This is a genomic window from Streptomyces sp. NPDC055140 (assembly GCF_053607285.1).
The window spans coordinates 215-18,077 of record NZ_JBSGTG010000012.1 but is presented as its reverse complement, the minus strand read 5'-3'; the positions used below and the strand labels follow the sequence as shown (position 1 = coordinate 18,077).

Annotated in this window: 17 protein-coding genes and 1 tRNA gene; 8 read left to right on the top strand and 10 right to left on the bottom strand. The window is 71.5% G+C overall.

Translation table 11 applies throughout. The annotated features are described in order from the left end of the window. Positions 1-4: 4 nt before the first annotated feature. Complete coding sequence (locus tag ACWFR4_RS22860) at positions 5-841, bottom strand: NAD(P)H-binding protein (RefSeq protein WP_453460776.1); 837 nt, start codon at positions 839-841, stop codon at positions 5-7. A 109-nt stretch (positions 842-950) separates the two neighbouring features. On the opposite strand from ACWFR4_RS22860, the gene ACWFR4_RS22855 reads away from it, so the two are divergent. The 3 genes from ACWFR4_RS22855 to ACWFR4_RS22845 are packed head-to-tail and all read left to right on the top strand — an operon-like array spanning position 951 to position 3,306. After that, positions 951-1,400, top strand: a complete 450-nt coding sequence (locus ACWFR4_RS22855) for a winged helix-turn-helix transcriptional regulator (protein WP_453654213.1) — start codon at positions 951-953, stop codon at positions 1,398-1,400. Next, positions 1,397-2,662, top strand: coding sequence for a sensor histidine kinase (locus ACWFR4_RS22850; protein ID WP_453460771.1), 1,266 nt, complete (start codon positions 1,397-1,399; stop codon positions 2,660-2,662). Before ACWFR4_RS22855 ends, ACWFR4_RS22850 begins: the two co-directional genes overlap by 4 nt. Then, positions 2,647-3,306 carry a response regulator gene (locus ACWFR4_RS22845; protein WP_453460769.1) on the top strand — a complete coding sequence of 220 codons (660 nt, stop codon included), beginning with the start codon at positions 2,647-2,649 and terminating at the stop codon, positions 3,304-3,306. Before ACWFR4_RS22850 ends, ACWFR4_RS22845 begins: the two co-directional genes overlap by 16 nt. Before the next feature lie 334 nt (positions 3,307-3,640). Here ACWFR4_RS22845 and ACWFR4_RS22840 read toward each other — a convergent pair. The 6 genes from ACWFR4_RS22840 to ehuB form a co-directional block, all read right to left on the bottom strand. Beyond that, a tRNA-Lys gene (locus ACWFR4_RS22840) sits at positions 3,641-3,714 on the bottom strand. Between the two features lie 61 nt (positions 3,715-3,775). Then, positions 3,776-4,534 (bottom strand): IclR family transcriptional regulator, encoded by a 759-nt coding sequence (locus ACWFR4_RS22835; protein ID WP_453654211.1) that lies wholly within the window; start codon positions 4,532-4,534, stop codon positions 3,776-3,778. Between the two features lie 197 nt (positions 4,535-4,731). Continuing rightward, positions 4,732-5,547 (bottom strand): ectoine/hydroxyectoine ABC transporter ATP-binding protein EhuA, encoded by an 816-nt coding sequence (gene ehuA, locus ACWFR4_RS22830; RefSeq protein WP_453460763.1) that lies wholly within the window; start codon positions 5,545-5,547, stop codon positions 4,732-4,734. Further along, positions 5,537-6,154: an ectoine/hydroxyectoine ABC transporter permease subunit EhuD gene (gene ehuD / locus ACWFR4_RS22825; protein ID WP_453460803.1), complete on the bottom strand. Its 618-nt coding sequence runs from the start codon at positions 6,152-6,154 to the stop codon at positions 5,537-5,539. The genes ehuA and ehuD overlap by 11 nt, the downstream gene beginning before the upstream one ends. Positions 6,155-6,201: 47 nt before the next feature. After that, a complete protein-coding gene (gene ehuC / locus ACWFR4_RS22820; protein ID WP_453460761.1) occupies positions 6,202-6,948 on the bottom strand; it encodes an ectoine/hydroxyectoine ABC transporter permease subunit EhuC in 747 nt (248 codons plus the stop codon). Beyond that, positions 6,945-7,862 carry an ectoine/hydroxyectoine ABC transporter substrate-binding protein EhuB gene (gene ehuB, locus ACWFR4_RS22815; RefSeq protein WP_453460758.1) on the bottom strand — a complete coding sequence of 306 codons (918 nt, stop codon included), beginning with the start codon at positions 7,860-7,862 and terminating at the stop codon, positions 6,945-6,947. The genes ehuC and ehuB overlap by 4 nt, the downstream gene beginning before the upstream one ends. Before the next feature lie 109 nt (positions 7,863-7,971). Between ehuB and ACWFR4_RS22810 the strand changes: the two genes are divergently transcribed. Beyond that, the gene (locus ACWFR4_RS22810) at positions 7,972-8,472 is read left to right on the top strand and encodes a DUF3830 family protein (protein ID WP_372562648.1); all 501 of its coding nucleotides are present in this window, start codon (positions 7,972-7,974) and stop codon (positions 8,470-8,472) included. On the opposite strand, the gene ACWFR4_RS22805 is transcribed toward ACWFR4_RS22810, so the two are convergent. Beyond that, the gene (locus ACWFR4_RS22805; RefSeq protein ID WP_453460755.1) at positions 8,459-9,862 is read right to left on the bottom strand and encodes an amidase; all 1,404 of its coding nucleotides are present in this window, start codon (positions 9,860-9,862) and stop codon (positions 8,459-8,461) included. The genes ACWFR4_RS22810 and ACWFR4_RS22805 overlap by 14 nt on opposite strands. Before the next feature lie 57 nt (positions 9,863-9,919). Beyond that, positions 9,920-10,807 (bottom strand): D-2-hydroxyacid dehydrogenase, encoded by an 888-nt coding sequence (locus tag ACWFR4_RS22800; protein ID WP_453654396.1) that lies wholly within the window; start codon positions 10,805-10,807, stop codon positions 9,920-9,922. A 337-nt stretch (positions 10,808-11,144) separates the two neighbouring features. Between ACWFR4_RS22800 and ACWFR4_RS22795 the strand changes: the two genes are divergently transcribed. From ACWFR4_RS22795 to ACWFR4_RS22785, 3 genes are all read left to right on the top strand, one after another. Then, entirely contained in the window at positions 11,145-11,963 is an 819-nt protein-coding gene (locus ACWFR4_RS22795; protein WP_453460752.1) for a maleate cis-trans isomerase family protein, read from the top strand. Then, a complete protein-coding gene (locus tag ACWFR4_RS22790; protein ID WP_453460749.1) occupies positions 11,960-12,691 on the top strand; it encodes a maleate cis-trans isomerase family protein in 732 nt (243 codons plus the stop codon). The genes ACWFR4_RS22795 and ACWFR4_RS22790 overlap by 4 nt, the downstream gene beginning before the upstream one ends. Positions 12,692-12,788: 97 nt before the next feature. Continuing rightward, entirely contained in the window at positions 12,789-13,880 is a 1,092-nt protein-coding gene (locus ACWFR4_RS22785; RefSeq protein WP_453460746.1) for an LLM class flavin-dependent oxidoreductase, read from the top strand. Positions 13,881-13,954: 74 nt separating this feature from the next. Here the strand turns inward: ACWFR4_RS22785 and ACWFR4_RS22780 are convergent, their stop codons facing one another. After that, positions 13,955-15,859 (bottom strand): putative bifunctional diguanylate cyclase/phosphodiesterase, encoded by a 1,905-nt coding sequence (locus ACWFR4_RS22780; RefSeq protein ID WP_453460798.1) that lies wholly within the window; start codon positions 15,857-15,859, stop codon positions 13,955-13,957. A 457-nt stretch (positions 15,860-16,316) separates the two neighbouring features. On the opposite strand from ACWFR4_RS22780, the gene ACWFR4_RS22775 reads away from it, so the two are divergent. Next, positions 16,317-17,513, top strand: coding sequence for a M6 family metalloprotease domain-containing protein (locus ACWFR4_RS22775; protein ID WP_453460743.1), 1,197 nt, complete (start codon positions 16,317-16,319; stop codon positions 17,511-17,513). Positions 17,514-17,863 lie beyond the last annotated feature (350 nt).

Genomic DNA, 17,863 nt, shown 5'->3' with positions numbered 1-17,863 from the left:
CCGGTCAGGCGAAGGCCGCCGCGTTGCGGGCCGCCCACTGGGCGAACGTGCCGGGTTCGCGGCCGAGCAGGGTCCGCACGTCCGGGCTCACCCGCTGCTCGGCGGGGTGCGGCGAACCTAGGATGTCGAGCGTGCCGTCCACGACGGGCTCCGGCATGAACCGCGTCATGAAGGCGCGGGCCTCTGCGCGGCTCAGTTCGGTGAACCGCACCTCGGCGCCGATCGCCTCGCCGAGCGCCGCGGCCTGTTCACGCGGTGAGACGCCCACCGGTCCCGTCAGCTCGTAGGCCCGGCCCGCGTGACCGTCCTCGCGCAGCGCGACGGCTGCCGCCGCGGCGATGTCCGCCGGGTCGATCGCCGGCAGCGCCACATCGGCGAACGGGGCTGCGACGGTGCGGTGGGCGCGTACGGAGTCGGCCCAGGCGAAGGCGTTCGAGGCGAACCCGCCGGGGCGCAGCAGCGTCCAGTCCAGGCCCGACTGGCGTACGGCCTCCTCGAACGCGTGCAGCCTGGCGTGCGAGACGGCGTCGGGCCGCGTCACCGCCCCTTGCGAGGAGAGCAGGACCACCCGGCGCACGCCGGCCGCCTTCGCCGCGTCGAGCACGGCGGCCGGCGGTTCCCCGGCCTGATGCAGCTCCGCGCCGATCAGCAGGAACAGTGCGTCGGCCCCCTCCAGCGCGGGCCGCAGACTCTCCGCGTCGCCGACGTCCGCCTGGACGTGGCGAACAGGCAGGTCGGGCGCGGGACGGCGCGATACGGCGGTGACCTGCTCGCCCGCAGCGGTCAGGGCGGTGACGAGCGGACGGCCGACGTTCCCGGTGGCACCCGTGACAACGATCATCTTCAACTCCCTTGTCCTGCAGGGACCTTGAGGCCCCGCTCGGTTCCTGAAAGCTAGCATCCTGAGTAAAGTAGGTACCTAGAGGAAAGTGACTTCCCGGGAGGGCTGTATGAGCGGCAGTACACGGTGGCAGGGCGGCGGGCCCGAGCAGGCCTGCCCGATCTCGCCGGTCCTCGACATCGTCTTCAGCCGCTGGACCACGCCGATCCTGTGGGCGCTCAACGAGTACGGCACCCAGCGCTTCGTGCAGCTCCAGCGGGCCATCGGCACCATCACGCCGAAGGTGCTCACACAGCGCCTGCGGCAGATGGAGCGCGACGGACTCGTCGTGCGCACGTACTACCCGGAGGTGCCGCCCCGGGTCGAGTACGAGATCAGCGACCTGGGCCGCAGCCTCGCCCCGCTGTTCGCGACGCTCGCCGAGTGGTCGTCCGGGCACCTGCCCCTGGTCGAGGAGGCCCGGCAGAGGTTCGACGCGGGGGAGTCGACGGGACCGTCTCCGATTACGGGGCCGTCCCCGGCTGCCGGGCGCTCTCCGGCTGCCGGCCCCGCCCGGTGACCTCCCTCGCCGCCTCCCTGCGTAGCCCCTCCTACCTGCGCGGCAGCGCCCCGTGGCGCGCCGCCGGGTATCTCGCGGGAGGGGTGCTCGTCGGAGCGCCGCTCCTGGTCACCTTCGTGACGCTCGGCGTCGCGGGCGCCGTGCTCTCCCTCGTCCTCGTGGGGCTGCCGCTGCTCGCCCTGCTCGCGCTCGCCGGGGTCCCGGTCGGGGCGCTGGAGCGACGCAGGCTGCGGCTCGTGACCGGGCAGGCGGCGCCCAGCCCGCACCGCACACCGGCCGAGCCCGGCGCCACGGCCTGGCTGCGGCTGCGCCTCGGTGAACAGGCGACCTGGCGCGAACTCGCCTATGCCGCGCTCCTCGCGCTCGTCCTGTGGCCGCTCGACCTGCTGGTCCTGGCCTGCACGATCGGCCTCGCGGGGGCGGTGGCGGCGGCGCCGCTCCAGCTCGCGAGCGCCGGGCACGACACCCGGGTCGTGAAGCTCTGGCTCATCGACTCGTACGGGCAGGCCGCCCTGTGCACCGTCGCCGGGCTCGCCCTGCTCGCAGTGCTCCTCCACCCCCTCGGCGCCTACGCCGCGGCCCGGGGCACGCTCGCCCGGCTGCTGCTCGCGCCCCGCGAGACGGAGGAGGAGGTGCGGCTCGCGGAGGTCACCAGGTCGCGGGCACGCCTGGTCGCCGCGTTCGAGGCCGAACGGCGCCGCATCGAGCGCGACCTGCACGACGGAGCCCAACAGCGCCTGGTCGCCCTCACGATGAGTCTCGGACTCGCACGCCTCGACGCCCCCGCGACGGGGCCGCTCGCGGAACGCATCGCCACCGCGCACGACGAGGCCGGCCAAGTCCTCGTGGAGCTACGGGAGTTGATCCACGGAATCCACCCTCAGGTTCTCGCCGACTACGGGCTCGCGGCCGCCCTCGACGACGCCGCCGACCGCTCGGCCGTCCCCGTCGACGCCCGTATCGACCTGCCCCGGCTGCCCGGACCCGTCGAGTCCGCCGCCTACTTCGCGGTGTGTGAGGCCCTCGCCAACACCGCCAAGCACAGCGGCGCCACCCGCGCCTGGCTCACCGCGCGCCACGAGCGCGGCCGCCTCGTCATCGACGTGCACGACGACGGGGGCGGCGGCGCCGACCCCGCGCGCGGCAGCGGGCTCACCGGACTCGCCGACCGGCTCGCCGTCCTCGATGGCACACTGACGATCATCAGCCCGGCCGGCGGGCCGACCGCACTGTCCCTGGAGATCCCGTGCCCGGCGCTCTGAGAGTGGTCCTCGCCGAGGACGCCGTGCTGCTGCGCGAGGGCCTCGTGGGTCTGCTCGCCCGGTTCGGGCACGAGGTGGTCGCCGCGGTCGGCGACGCGGACGCGCTGCGCGCCGCCGTCGCCGAGCACACGCCGGACCTCGTCCTCACCGACGTACGGATGCCGCCCGGCTTCCAGGACGAGGGCCTGCGCGCCGCGCTCGCCCTGCGCGCGGACCGCCCCGGCCTGCCGGTCCTGGTCCTCAGCCAGTACGTGCAGCGCTCGTACGCGGCCGAGCTCCTCGACACGGGCGACGGCACCGGCGTCGGCTATCTGCTCAAGGACCGCGTCGGGCAGGTCGAGCAGTTCGTCGAGGCGGTGGAACGGGTTGCCTCCGGCGGCACGGTCGTCGACCCCGAAGTGGTACGCCGGCTGCTGCGCCGCCGCCGCGACCCCCTGGAGCGCCTCACCCCGCGCGAGCGCGAGGTACTCGCCCTGGTCGCCGAGGGCAGGTCGAACGGCGCGATCGCCCGGGACCTGGTGGTGAGTGAGGCCGCGGTCGGCAAGCACATCGGCAACATCCTGGGAAAACTGGACCTGCCACCGGCCGACGACTCGGACACCCATCGAAGGGTGCTGGCGGTGCTGGCCTACCTGAGGGCTTGAGGGGCGCCCGCCCAGTGCGGGGGTGTGGGTGGCTGGAGCCCCCACAACGCGCGGCGCAGCCGTGCAGAAACAACGTGCGCCGCCAGGGACTCGAACCCCGGACCCCCAGCCGTCCTCGCTGTGTCGGGGCGGGCCGGTAAATAGTGAAGGCCCCCCACTCGCGTGGAGGGCCTTCACCGTGTCTGTGCGCCGCCAGGGACTCGAACCCCGGACCCGCTGATGCTGTGTCTTTCCGGGGGATAACCCCCGGACCCCCAGCCGCCCTCGCTGTGTCGGGGTGGGTCTGCAAATGGCGAAGGCCCCCCACTCGCGTGGAGGGCCTTCACCGTGTCTGTGCGCCGCCAGGGACTCGAACCCCGGACCCGCTGATTAAGAGTCAGCTGCTCTAACCAACTGAGCTAGCGGCGCCTGCTGACTCGAAAATAATACCTGGTCCTGAGGGGTGCTTCGCACACTCCGGGTCTGGGTCCTAGATCGCCAGGGAGAGCAGGAACGGGGCCGCCCCGCGGTTCAGGGTGTGCGCCGCGTGGTGCAGGCGGTGGGCGTGCTCGATCGGGAGGGACAGGGCCAGCGCGCCCACCGAGGAGCCTGCCGTGATGGGCACGGCGGCGCACACCGTGCCCACCGCGTACTCCTGGAGGTCGAGGACCGGCACCGTCGCGGGCTGGGCGTCGAGCTTGGAGAGCAGGACGCGCTCGTTCGTGATCGTGCGCGAGGTGAGGCGGGCCATCTTGTGGCGGGAGAGGTGGTCGCGCCGCCCGTGGAGGTCGAGCTGGCCGAGGAGGCTCTTGCCGATCGCGCTGGCGTGCGCCGCGGAGCGGAAGTCCACCCACTCGTTGACCGCGGGGGTCGTGGGGCCTTGGGCGAACTGGGTGATGCGGATCTCGCCGTCCACGTACCGGCTGAGATAGACCGCCGCGCCCACCGTCTCGCGCAGCCGGTCGAGGGTGCGCTGGAGGCTCGTGGTGAGCGCGTCCTCGTGGCCCTGCGCCGAGCCGAGGCTGGTCAGCGTCTCGCCCGTGACGTACGCGCCGTCGGAGGTCTGCTCCACGTACCCCTCGCGGCGCAGCATGCGCAGCAGTGGGGCGAGCCGGTCTGCGGGCAGCCCGGTCTCGTTGCCGAGCTCGGTGTCGGTGACGCCGACGCCGCGTCGTGCGACGGTTTCGAGCACACGAAGGGCGTGCTGCACCGAGTGGTGCTGCGCGATCGGCTCGTGCTTCAGCGCCACGGCATCCCCCTGCAAGGACCGGTTCCGGACAGCTGGCCTCGGTCCACGATAGCCGCCAAGGGGCCTTTGCGGGGCGCCTGTTGGCGACTTCGGTGGCGCGCTCCGGGTCTGTCAGCAGGAACGCGCCACCCTGGCATATGCCAAAGTCATGCCCCAGGTTCGGGACCTCGCTACTTACCGGCCCTCACCGATCGTGGTCACAGAACTGCGCTGAGAAATTCCCGCGTCCGCTCGTGCTCCGGATCGCTGAAGATCTTCTCCGGCGCCCCGGACTCGATGACCCGGCCCGCGTCGAACATCAGGACCTGGTCCGAGATGTCGCGGGCGAAACTCATCTCGTGGGTCACGCAGAGCATCGTGATGTCCGTGGTGTGCGCGATGTCGCGCAGCACGTCCAGGACGCCGGCGACGAGCTCCGGGTCGAGCGCGGAGGTGACCTCGTCGAGGAGCAGTACCTGCGGGCGCATCGCGAGGGCGCGGGCGATGGCGACGCGCTGCTGCTGGCCGCCGGAGAGCTGCGTCGGGTACGCGTCGCAGCGGTCGCCGAGACCGACCATGTCGAGCAGCTCGCGGGCGCGCTGCTCCGCCTCGTCCTTGGAGAGGCCGAGCACGGTGACCGGCGCCTCCATGATGTTGCGCAGGACCTTCATGTTCGGGAAGAGGTTGAACTGCTGGAAGACCATCCCGATGTTCTTGCGGACCTCGCGGATGTGCTTCTCGCCGGCCGGGACGAGCTTGCCGGCCTTCTCCTCGTGCGTGAGGTAGTCGCCGTTGACCTTGATCGTGCCCTCGTCGGGCTTGATCAGGGTCATCAGGAGCCGAAGGATCGTCGTCTTGCCGGAGCCCGACGGGCCGATCAGCGTGACGTGCTTGCCGGAGTCGACGGAGAAGTCGAGCTCGTCGAGGACGGTGTTGCCGCCGAAGCGCTTGACGACCTTGTCGAAGCGGATCAGCTCGCTGCCGTCCACCTTGGGGTTCGGCTGGTCTTTGGGGAGGTTCGCGTCAGCGGACAAGACGTCGCTCCAGAGCTCGGAGGAGGAGGGAGGAGGGGTAGGCGATGACGATGAAGGCGACACCCACGACGGTCAGGGCCTCCGTGTACTGGAAGGTCTGGGCCGCTTCCAGGCGGGACCGCTGAAGCAGTTCGAGCACGCCGATGCCGGCGAGCAGCGGGGTGTCCTTCAGCATCGCGATCACGTAGTTGCCGAGCGCCGGGATCACCCGGCGGATCGCCTGCGGCAGGATCACCGCCGTCCACGTCCTGCGGTACGGCAGGCTCAGCGCCCGTGCCGCCTCCCACTGGCCGGTGGGCACGGCCTCGATGCCCGCGCGGTAGACCTGCGCGGTGTACGTCGAGTAGTGCAGGCCGATGGCGACGATGCCGGTGGTCAGGGCGGAGAACTGGATGCCCCACTCCGGCAGCACGAAGTAGAGGAAGAAGAGCTGCACGAGCAGCGGGGTGTTGCGGATGAACTCGGTGACGATGCCCACCGGCCAGCGCACGAAGCGCGTCGGGGCGCGGAAGGCGATGGCCCAGACCAGGCCGAGGCTGAAGGAGATCAGCGAGCCGAGGACGAGGGCCTGGAGCGTGACGAGCACGCCGTCCCAGAAGTGCGGCATGAAGTCGGCGACGGCCGACCAGTCCCAGGTGCCGGATGCGGTGGTGATCACGCGCCGCCACCTCCCGCACTGGTGGGAACGGGAGCGGTCTCCGTCGTCTGACGGATGTTGAGCTTGCGCATGATGCCGGTTCCCGGGTCGGGGCGCCGGCCTATGCCGGCCTTGGTCTTGCGCTCGAGCGCGCGCATCCCGCGCGTGAGCAGGAAGGCGATCACGAAGTAGATGACCAGGGTGATCGCGTAGATCTGGGCGCTCTCCTGGGTGGCGAGGCGCACCAGGTACGCGGCGAACGAGACGTCACCGATGCCGAGCAGCGAGACCAGGGCGGTGCCCTTGAGGAGCTCGACCAGCAGGTTCGAGAACGGCGGGATCATCTCCGGCACGGCCTGCGGCAGCAGGATCAGCCGCATCCGCTGCCAGGGGGTGAAGCTCAGCGCGACCCCCGCTTCGCGCTGGGCGGGCGCCACGGCGTTGAGCGCGCCGCGCACCACCTCGGCGCCGTACGCACCGTAGGAGAGGCCGAGCGCCAGGACCGCGGCCCACATCGGGACCAGCGACCAGCCGGCGAGCTGCGGCAGCACGAAGAAGATCCAGAACATCAGGATCAGCGCCGACGTGCCGCGGAAGACCTCGGTGTAGAAGCCGGCGAGGAAGCGCACGATCCTCAGCCGGTGGGTGCGGGCCATGCCCACACCGAAGGCGACGACGGTCGCGAGGGCCGCGCTGTACACGGTCAGCTGGATCGTGATCCAGATGCCCGGAAGGACCCAGTGTTCCCACAGTCCCGCTGTCATTTGCACAGCTCCTCTGCGGTCAGCTTCGTCATCTCGGCCTGGGTGAAGCCGAACGGCCGCAGGATGCGGAAGAGTTCGCCGCTCGCCTTCATCTTGTGGATCTCCTTGTTGAAGGCGTCGCGCATCTTGGTGTCGTTCGAGCGGAACGTGAATCCGCCGCCGTCGACGTGCTTCTTGCCTCCGACCAGGGGAGCGAACGGCTCGGTGTGCTCGGCCCTGCGGCTCTTCCTCGTCACCTCACGCGTGGTGAGGGCGGTGCCGGCGAACACGTCGATGCGTCCCGCCTCCACGGCGTTCAGGCCGGCGACCTGGTCCTGGAGGATGACGATGTCGCTCTCCTTGTAGCCCGCCTCGACCGCGTAGGCGATCTCCGCGTAGCCGGTGCCCGTGCCGAACTTCGCCTTCGCCTTCACGCAGTCCGCGTAGTCGTGCAGGCCCTTCGGATTGCCCTTGCGGACGATGAAGGAGTCCAGCATCTGGTATTCGGGGTCCGAGAAGATGACCTGCTGGCAACGCTCCTTGTTGATGTACATCCCGGCCGACACCACGTCGAACTGCTGGGTCTGCAGGCCGGGTATCAGGGAGCTGAAGTCGGTGGCGACGGGCTGGACGTGGCCGACACCGAGCCGTTTGAAGATGACCTTGGCGAGTTCGACGGCCTCACCCGTGAACTTTCCGCTGTCGTCGATGTAGCCGTAGGGCACCTCGCCCGCGATCCCGAGACGCACCGTGCCCTGGCCCTGGAGCCGCGCGAGGGTGTCGCCGTCCGGTACGCGGCTGCAACCCGCGGCCCCGACGGCGCCGGCCGCGCCGAGAGCGGTGGCGCCGATGAGCAGAGATCGTCGGCGTATGCCCTTTCTGTTGCCTTCTAGGCTTCGTGTTCCTTCTGTGACGTTCCAAATAGGTGGAGCCATGGGCGCGCGGCTACCCGACTCGACACGACCTATGCGTATCAATTCAAGCCCCTGATGTGAGCGGGGCGCCCTTGACCCAGGGGGGAGCATGGGGCTGAACATGGAGGGCATGGCCGACCGATACATCGAAGTCTCCCTCGCCAAGCGGGGAGTTCAGTGCACGGCAAAGCTGCTCGACGACCGCGCTCCGCTGACCTGTGCGGCGGTGTGGGACGCGCTTCCACTGGGCTCCGACGTCTACCACGCGAAATACGCGCGCAACGAGATCTACGCCCTTTTCCCGGCATTCGCGGACCGGGAGCCACCCCTGGAGAATCCGACCATCACCCCCATTCCGGGGGACCTCTGCTATTTCTCCTTTTCCGGTACGGAACTGGGGACCCAGGCATACGGCTACGAATCCGGTGCCGAGCTCAAGCCCGGCGCGGCCGTCGTCGACCTCGCCCTCTTCTACGAGCGCAACAACCTGCTGATCAACGGCGACGTCGGCTGGGTACCCGGCATCGTCTGGGGCCAGGTCGTGGAAGGCCTCGACCGGATGGCCGAGGCCTGCCAGGACCTGTGGCGCGGAGGCGCGCTGGGCGAGACGCTCGCGTTCAGGCGGGCGTAGGCGCCGGGATCCCGGCGATCCCCGCCTCGTACAAGGTGTGCGCGGCACGCAGGACCAGCGCGTCCGCGTGCCGCGCGCCGACGATCTGAAGGCCGACCGGCAGCCCGTCCGCGTCCACCCCCACCGGGACGGTCGCCGCCGGCTGCTGCGTCAGGTTGAACGGGTACGTGAACGGTGTCCACCCCGTCCAGCGCCGCAGCCCCGACCCCTTGGGCACCTCGGCGCCCGCCTCGAACGCCGTCAGCGGCAGCGTCGGCGTCACCAGCAGGTCGTACGACGAGTGGAACCGGCCCATCCGCCGCCCGAGTTCGGCCCGCACGTCGACCGCCGCGAGGTACGTGAGCGCGCTGACCCCTGACCCCTGCGCACAGATCTCGCGCAGGCCCGGATCGAGCAGCGCGCGCTGCGCGGGCGACAGGTTCTGCGTCACCCGCGCCGCCCCGCTGAACCACAGCGTGTGGAACGCCTCGACCGGGTCCGTGACGTCCGGATCGGCCTCCTCGACGTACGCCCCGAGCCCCGCGAGCCCCTCCACCGCCTTGCGGACCGCCGCCGCGACCGCGGGCCGCACCGCGACCTGCCCGCCGAACGACGGCGAGAACGCGACGCGCAGGCCACCCACCCCGCCCCGCAGCCCGTCGCGGAAGCCGCCCCCGACCGGGCCGAGCTGCGACCAGTCACGCCAGTCCGCGCCCGTGATCACGTCCATCATCAGCGCCGCGTCGGCCGCGTCCCGCGTCATCGGCCCCACATGCGAGAGCGTCCCGAACGCGGACGCGGGATAGAGCGGCACCCGCCCGTACGTCGGCTTCAGACCGAAGATCCCGCAGAACGCCGCCGGGATCCGTACCGATCCGCCGCCGTCGGTGCCCAGCGACAGCGGGCCCGCCCCGAGCGCCACCGCCGCCGCGCTGCCGCCGCTCGATCCGCCCGAGGTGCGCGAGACGTCGTACGGATTGCGGGTCACGCCCGACAGCGGCGAGTCCGTGACGCCCTTCCAGCCGAACTCCGGCGTCGTCGTGCGGCCCACGAACACCGCGCCGTGCTCGCGCAGCCGCGCCACGGACGGCGCGTCCTCCTCCCACGCGCCCTCGGCCCGCACCGTGCGCGAGCCGCGCAACGTCGGCCCGCCGCGCATCAGCAGGATGTCCTTCACCGACACCGGGACCCCGTCCACCAGGCCCTGCGGCTCACCTCTGCGCCAGCGCTCCGCGCTCGCCTCCGCCTGCGCGAGGGCGGTCTCCGCGTCGAGCCGCACGAAGGCGTTGACCGCGGGATCCACCTCCTCGATGCGGCGCAGGACGGCCCGCGTGGCATCGACGGGGCTGAACCCGCCCTTGCGATAGCCGTCGACGAGCGCTTCCGCGGTCAGCTCGGTGAGCTCGGTCATCCGCTCTCCTCAGGTCGATCCGGGAGTGCCGATCCGGGACGTGATCCTTCGGATCGGTCAGTGTCCGGGGACATACCCACGTTTCTTGTCGACCACGTTCGGAAGTGGCTCCCCGGACGCCCATTTCTCGTAGAACTCCACGAACTGGCGCGACAGTTCGTCCCGCCAGCCGACCGTGTCGCCGCTCATGTGCGGGGAGACGATCAGGCCGGGCGCGGTCCACAGGGCGCTGTCCCGCGGCAGCGGCTCGTGCTCGAACACGTCGAGCGCGGCGCCCGCGATCCACCGCTTGGCCAGCGCGTCCGCGAGATCGTCCTCGACGACGAGTTGCCCTCGGCCCACGTTGATGAAGCGGGCGGACGGCTGCATCATCCCGAAGAGCCGCGCGTCGAACATGCCGCGCGTGTCGTCGGTCAGCGGCGCCGCGCACACCACCCAGTCCGCGCGGGCCATCAGCCGGCCGAGATCCGCCGGCCCGTGCACGCCGGCCCGCGCGGTGCGCCCGACGAGCGCCGTCGTGATCCCGAGCGCCTTCAGCGTCGCGACGATCGCCCGGCCGATCGGCCCGGAACCCACCACGCACGCCCGGGTACCCGCGACGCGCTGCGTCTCGCGGTGGCGCCATTCGCGCTCGCCCTGGAGGGCGAGCGTGCGCGGCAGGTCCTTCGCCATGGCGAGGACGAGCGCGCCGACGTACTCGGCGATCGGCTGGTCGAAGACGCCGCGCGCGTTCGTCACGACCGTGTCCGACACGGCGAGTTCCGGGCACATCAGCCGGTCGACGCCCGCGCTCGCGGTGTGCACCCAGCGCGGCCGCGGGCCCTCGCCGGGCCAGGCGCGGCGCACCGCGTCGGACAGGAAGTCCCAGACCAGCAGCACGTCGGCCGAGGGGAGTTGAGCGGCGAGCGTCGACTCGTCGGCGTGCACGACGCGCGCCCGTCCCATGAGCCGGCCCAGGCGCGGCGGGGGGTCGTCGTCGAGCACCAGCAGGGTCACTTCAGACACGTTCGCTCCGGTCGTCGGGCCGCGCACTGAGGGTCATCGGGCCGGTAATCGGGCTGGTCGTAGAGCCGGTCACCGGGCCGGTCATCGGCAGAAACCGTTTCGCAACGATGGTCCGCTTCATTGGTAGGAAAAAGTGCGGATTGACCACGCTGGCACCCGAACCTACCTTCGTCAACAGAGGCACTTTTCCGTTGCCCAGCCCTGTCCCGACGTCCCGGCCCGCCGGCCGGCTCTCCGCTGCATCGTCTCGTACGTCTCAAGAGACTTGGGGCCTGTCATGGACGTCTCCTTCCTCGGCGGACCACACCCGCAACGCGGTGTCGGTGTCGTCGCCCCCTTCGACTTCGCCCTCGACCGCGAACTGTGGCGCTGGGTTCCGGACGAGGTGTCACTGCACCTCACCCGCACCCCGTACGTTCCCGTCGAGGTCAGCCTCGACCTGGCCCGTCTGGTCAGTGAGCACGAGACGCTCGGCGAGGCGGTGCGCGCGCTGAGCGCCGCCGAACCCGAGGTCCTCGCGTACGCCTGTACGTCGGGCAGCTTCGTCGGCGGCATCGCGGGCGAACGCGCCATGTGCGAGGCCATGTTCCGGTCGGGCGAACGCCCCTCCGTCACCACGTCGGGCGCGCTCCTCGAAGCGCTCGCCGAGCTGGGCGCCCGCCGTATCGCCCTGGTCACCCCGTACACGCGGTCGGTGACCGAGTCGCTCGAGGAGTATCTGGCCGAGGCCGGCATCACCGTCACGGGCCGTGCCTTCCTCGGTCTGACCCGGCACATCTGGAAGGTTCCGTACCGGGACGTGGCCGACATGGCCAGGGGCGCCGCCCGCCTGGACGCCGACGCGCTGTTCATCAGCTGCACGAACCTGCCGACGTACGACGTCATCCCGCAGCTGGAGGCCGAGCTGCGCATCCCGGTGATCTCAGCCAATCAGGTCACGGTGTGGGCAGCGCTGCGCAGGCTGGGTACCCGTGCCGTGGGGCCGTATCAGGCGCTGCTCGACGAGTCGGCGCGGCAATGGCCGGTCCCCGAGCTGCCGCAGATGCCGCAGGAACCGGCTCATGAGCTGCCGGAAGAACAGGAAGGGTGGGCATGACCGCAGTCGGATTTCTCTACCCGGGACACTCGGCCGAGGACGACTATCCGCGTATCGAAATGCTGATCGACAGCGATGTGAGGCTGCCGGTCGTCCATACCGACATCGGTGAGGACGCGCACCGCGTCGACGCGCTGATCGAGATGGGCTCCCCGCAACGGCTCGCCGCCGGTGTCGAGGAGCTGCGCCTGGCCGGCGCCGAGGCGGTCGTCTGGGCGTGCACCAGCGGCAGCTTCGTCCGGGGCTGGGAGGGCGCGCACGAACAGGTGCGGGACCTGGCCAGGGTCGCGGGCCTGCCCGCCTCCAGTACGTCGTTCGCGTTCGCCCACGCCGTGGGCGAGGTCGGCGCGCGCAGCGTCGCGATCGCGGCGACGTATCCGGAGGACGTGGCGGACCACTTCCGCACGTTCCTGAAGGCGGCGGGCATCGAGGTCGTCTCGGTGCGTGGCAGCGGCATCATCACGGCGGCCGAGGTCGGCACCTGGGGGTGGCCGGAGGTCAGGGCGATGGCGGAGGCGGGCGATCACGCGGACGCGCAGGCGCTGCTGCTGCCGGACACGGCCCTGCACACGGCGGCCTACGTCCGTGACCTGGAGCAGGAGCTGGGCAAGCCGGTCCTGACGGCCAACCAGGTCACCGTGTGGGAGGCGCTGCGCCTCGCGGGGCGGCGGGTGAACGCACCGGCGCTCGGCACGCTCTTCACGAAGGAGCCGCTGGTGCAGGTGTGATCCCTGTCAGGCCTTCGGAACAAGGCGTCCGGAATAAACCGGAGCCATCCTCCGTTAAGCCCGGGAGCAGACAGCACCGTACTTACAGGAGGACTCCGTGGCCGGTAACGACGAGATCCGGGCAACCGCCCAGGGCACCGCCCCCGTGCCCCTCTCGGTCCTCGATCTGGTGACCGTCGGCGCCGGCCGCACCGCCACCGACGCGCTGCGGACCAGCGTCAAGATCGCCAAGCTCGCCGAGAACCGCGGCTTCAACCGCTACTGGGTCGCCGAACACCACTCCATGCCGGGCGTGGCGTCCTCGTCCCCGGCCGTGATCCTGGCCCATCTCGCCGCCCACACCGAGCGCATCCGCCTCGGCTCGGGCGGCGTCATGCTGCCCAACCACGCGCCCCTGGTCATCGCCGAGCAGTTCGGCACCCTGGAGGCGATGGCCCCGGGCCGCATCGACCTCGGCCTCGGCCGCGCCCCCGGCACCGACGGCGCGACGGCCGCCGCCCTGCGCCGCACCGACCGGCTCAACGAGGGCGCCGACGACTTCCCCCAGCAGCTGGCCGAGCTGACCCGCTTCCTCGACGACGACTTCCCGGACGGCCACCCCTACGCCCGCATCCACGCGGTCCCGGGCCCGGTCCAGGCGACGTCCCCCGGCGGCGTGCAGTCCCCGCACCGCCCGCCCGTCTGGCTCCTCGGCTCCTCCGGCTTCAGCGCCCGCCTCGCCGGTGTCCTCGGCCTGCCCTTCGCGTTCGCGCACCACTTCTCCGCGCAGAACACGGTCCCGGCCCTCGACCTCTACCGCGAGTCCTTCAAGCCGTCCGCGGTCCTGTCCTCCCCGTACGCCCTCATCGGCGTCTCCGCGCTCGCCGCGGACGAGGAGAAGGAGGCCCGCCGCCAGGTCCTCGCGGCCGCCCTCAACATGGTCCGCCTGCGCACCGGCCGCCCCGGCCTCGTCCCGACCCCAGAGGAGGCGGAGGCCTACGAATTCAGCCCGATGGAGCGGGAGTTCGTCGACAGCTGGAACTCGAACGTCATCCACGGCACCGCCGACGAGGTCCGCGCGGGCCTCGACGACCTCCAGAAGCGCACCGGCGCCGACGAGCTGATGCTCACCGCCAACGCCCACACCGCCGAGATCCGCCTGCGCTCGTACGAACTCGTCGCCGACGCGTACGGGCTGCCGCGCGGCTGACCCGGCCGACCGTGGGTGCCGCCTCGCACGGGGGGAGGCGGCACCCCGCGGTCTTTCACAACGCCGGGAAGCGGTCAGGAAGCCGTCAGCAGCGCGGAGATACGATCCGGCGCCACCGGGCGTGAGTACAGCCAGCCCTGGCCCGTGTCGCAGCCGATCTGGCGCAGGCGCGCCGCCTGCGCCGCCGTCTCCACGCACTCCGCGGTGACCGTGAGGCCGAGCCGGTGCGCGAGCTGCACCATGGCCTCGACGATGACGGCGTCCGCGGGGGTCGCGTGCTCGCCCCCGTCGTCGTACTGGAAGCCGCGCACGAACGAGCCGTCCAGCTTCAGGACCGACACCGGGAGCCTGCTCAGATACGCGAGGTTCGAGTAGCCGGTGCCGAAGTCGTCGATGGCGATGTGCACGCCCATGTCGCTGAGCGACTGCAGGGCCTGGAGGGGGCGGCCCGCCGAGCCCATCACCGCCGACTCCGTCAGCTCCAACTGGAGTAGTTCCGGTGCGAGTCCGGTCTCCGCGAGGACCTCGGCCACATCCGCCACCAGGTCCGAGTCCCACACCTGACGCACCGCCACGTTCACGCTCACGTAGACCGGCGGCGCCTCGGGGTGCTCCAGCTGCCAGCTGCGCGCCTGCCGGCACGCCGTGCGCAGGATCCACCGGCCCAGCTGCACGATCGAGCCGTCCTCCTCGGCCAGTCCGATGAACCGATTCGGCGTGAGCATTCCGAACTGGGGGTGATCCCAGCGCACGAGCGCCTCGACGCCGCGCAGCACCCCGTCGCCCAGATTCACCAGCGGCTGGTACTCGAGGACGAACTCTCCGCGCTCCACCGCGGGACGCAGGCCCGACGACAGGGCCTGGCGGGTCATCCGGTGCGCGTTGCGCTCCGGGTCGAAGAGCGTCCAGCGCGCCTTGCCGTCGGCCTTCGCCCAGTACAGCGTGGTGTCCGCGGCCTGCATCAGACCCGTCGCCGTCGTGCCCTCCATGTGCCGCTCCACGACCCCGATCGAGGCCGACACGGCGAGCCGCTGTCCCGACAGGTCGAACGGTTCCTGGAGTGCGCGGAGCACCGACTCGGCGAGCCCCGCGAGCTGTTCCGTACCGGCCGAGTCCTCCACGAGCAGCGCGAACTCGTCGCCGCCGAGCCGCGCGACCAGCGGCGCCGCGGCCCTCCGGCCGTAGCCGATCCGGTCGGCGCAGCGTGTCAGGCGTTCCGCGACGGCGGCGAGCAGCCGGTCCCCGATGCCGTGCCCGAGCGTGTCGTTGACCGCCTTGAACCCGTCGAGGTCGAGATAGCACAGCCCGATCCGGCCGCTGCCCGCCCCGTCGTACGCGCCCGCCTCCAGCGCGGCGGAGAGCCGCTCGAAGAACAGCGTGCGGTTCGGCAGCCGGGTCACCGGGTCGTGCATCTGCAAGTGACGCAGCCGCGCCTGGAGTTCACGGCGGGCGCTGATGTCGGTGAGGGAGAGCAGCACCGTACGGCCGCCCGGCACCGGCGAGACGGTGACCTGCACCCACACGGAGTGCCCGTCGGGGTGCTTGATCCTGCGGGTGCACGTCAGCCGCGCCTGCCGCCCGCGCAGCACCTCTTGGTACGTGTGCCAGGTGCGGGAGTCGGACGCCAGGTCCACCAGCTCCGCCGCCGTGAGCCCGGTCAGCCGGCCGGGGTCCTCCACGCCGAGCATCACGGCGAGCGCGGCGTTCGCGGTGACCACCTGGCCCCGGCGGTCCACGACGGCCAGGGCCAGGGGTGCGGCGAGGAAGGCCGAGAGGTAGGGGGCGGGCGGGGACGCCGGCGGGGGAGGGGGTTCGACGCCGAGCGCCTCGTGGGCCCGGGCGTCCGGGCCCGTGCGTACGGAGTCGGGGGCGGGGGCGGGGGCGTGCGGGGGCGCCGCCACCGCTGCGGAACTCTCCGTGACGGCGCGGTGGGTGGAGTCGGGTGCCGCGTCGGCCGCGGTCATCGGCCCTTCGGACATTCCGCTCACCGCTCGCTCCCGCAGTGCAGTCGTTCCGGGGGTCCGGGAGGGTTGCTCCCGGGTCATCACAGTCTGGGTGGCGAACGGCCTTCGCAGCCGGGCCCGCGCAGGAAAGTGTGCCGATCATAGAGGCAGCCCCGAGGCGCGATCCAGCCTTGCCCGCCCGATCCGCCGGTTCGGCGGCATCCCGGGGTAGCCGACAGATCGTTTCTGCTCGTCCCTGGCACCGCTTCTGGCCTCCCGCGATCATGCGTGACGTTCTGTGACCGCCCGGGGTGTCGCCCCCTCACCCGGCCGGGCCAGATAAACAGGGCGAAGTAGTACAAATAGCCACACTCTGGGTTGGGTGTCCCGCTTTCCCCATCCGGAGGTCGACTTGCCGCGTCCGCTGCCACCCGGTGGAGTGGAGAGGCCCCGCCTGCGCTCAGTCGGTGCGGCCCTCACCGCGCTCACCGCCATGGCCGCCACGTCACTGGTCGCGGGCCCCGCGATCGCCGCCCCGTACGCGGGACCCTGCGCGCTGGAGCGCACGGCGGCCCACCACTCGGAGGGCCTCGACACCTGGAACCACGCCTATCCGCGCCCGGTCCGGACCCTCAACGCGGTGATGGTCTTCCTCTCCTTCCCCGACTCCCGGCCGACGACCACCCCCGAGGAGCTCACGGCCGACTACTTCCCCGCCACCAGCGAGTTCTACGAGCGGGCCTCCTACGGGAAGTTCCACCTGGTCCCGCACTCGCAGCGCCACTGGCTCCGCATGCCGCACGCCTCGACCTCGTACGCCATAGAGCGCGACTGGGACGCCGCGCACCGCGGCGCCTATCTGCGCGACGCCCTCGCCACGGCCGACCCGCACACCGACTTCAGCAAGTACGACATCGTCTACTTCGTCGCCGACCCCGACGCCCCGGGCGTCGACTCGGACGCCACGAAGGTCGTCAACTTCGACCAGCCGATGCGCGCCGACGGTACGGACATCAAGCGCGTCGTCACCGTCTTCGAGCAGCATCCGCCCGACCGCAACGTCCTGGCCCACGAGACGGGTCACGTCTTCGACCTGCCGGACCTCTACCACCGGCCGACCGACGGCAAGGGCGACTGGGACACGTATGTCGGTGACTGGGACGTCATGGGCAGTCAGTTCGGGCTCGCGCCCGACTTCTTCGGCTGGCACAAGTGGAAGCTGGGGTGGCTGGACCGGCGGCAGGTGGTGTGCGTGACGAGCAGCCGGCGGCTCACCCTCGAACCCCTGACGTCCGCGCCCGCGCGGGCGGGGGCGAGGGCGGCGCCAGGGACCAACGGTGCGCCCTTCGGCGCGGGCGACGGGACGAAGCTCGCCGTCGTGCGCACCGGGGAGGACAGTGCGATCGCCCTGGAGGCCCGTAGCGCCGACGGCAACGACGCGGCGACGTGCTCCGAGGGCGTCCTTGTCTACCGCGTGCGCAACGAGACCCCCTCCGGCAGCGGCCCGGTCGAGGTGCTCGACGCACACCCCGACACGGACGCGTGCTCCGGCGACTCGGTCTATCCGCCGCTCGCGGACGCACCGGTACGGGTGGGCGAGAGCTTCAGGGTGCCGGGCGAGAACGTACGAGTGGCGGTCGAGGGACGCACGCGGTCGGGGTCCTGGACGGTCAAGGTCGCTACGGGCTGAACGCCTGTCGCGGTGGCTGTGTCGGCGTACCGGTGTCGCAAGGAGCGGCACGTCTTCTGGGCGCCCGCCGCACCGGCATACGCAAGAAGCTCTCGCTCTCACGAGGGCCTTCACCGTGTCTGTGCGCCGCCGGGGACTCGAACCCCGGACCCGCTGATGCTGTGTCTTTCCGGGGGGCGACCCCCGGACCCCCGGCCGTCCTCGCTGTGTCGGGACGGGTCGGTAAATAGCGAAGGCCCCCCACTTGCGTGGAGGGCCTTCACCGTGTCTGTGCGCCGCCGGGGACTCGAACCCCGGACCCGCTGATGCTGTGTCTTTCCGGGGGGCGACCCCCGGACCCCCGGCCGTCC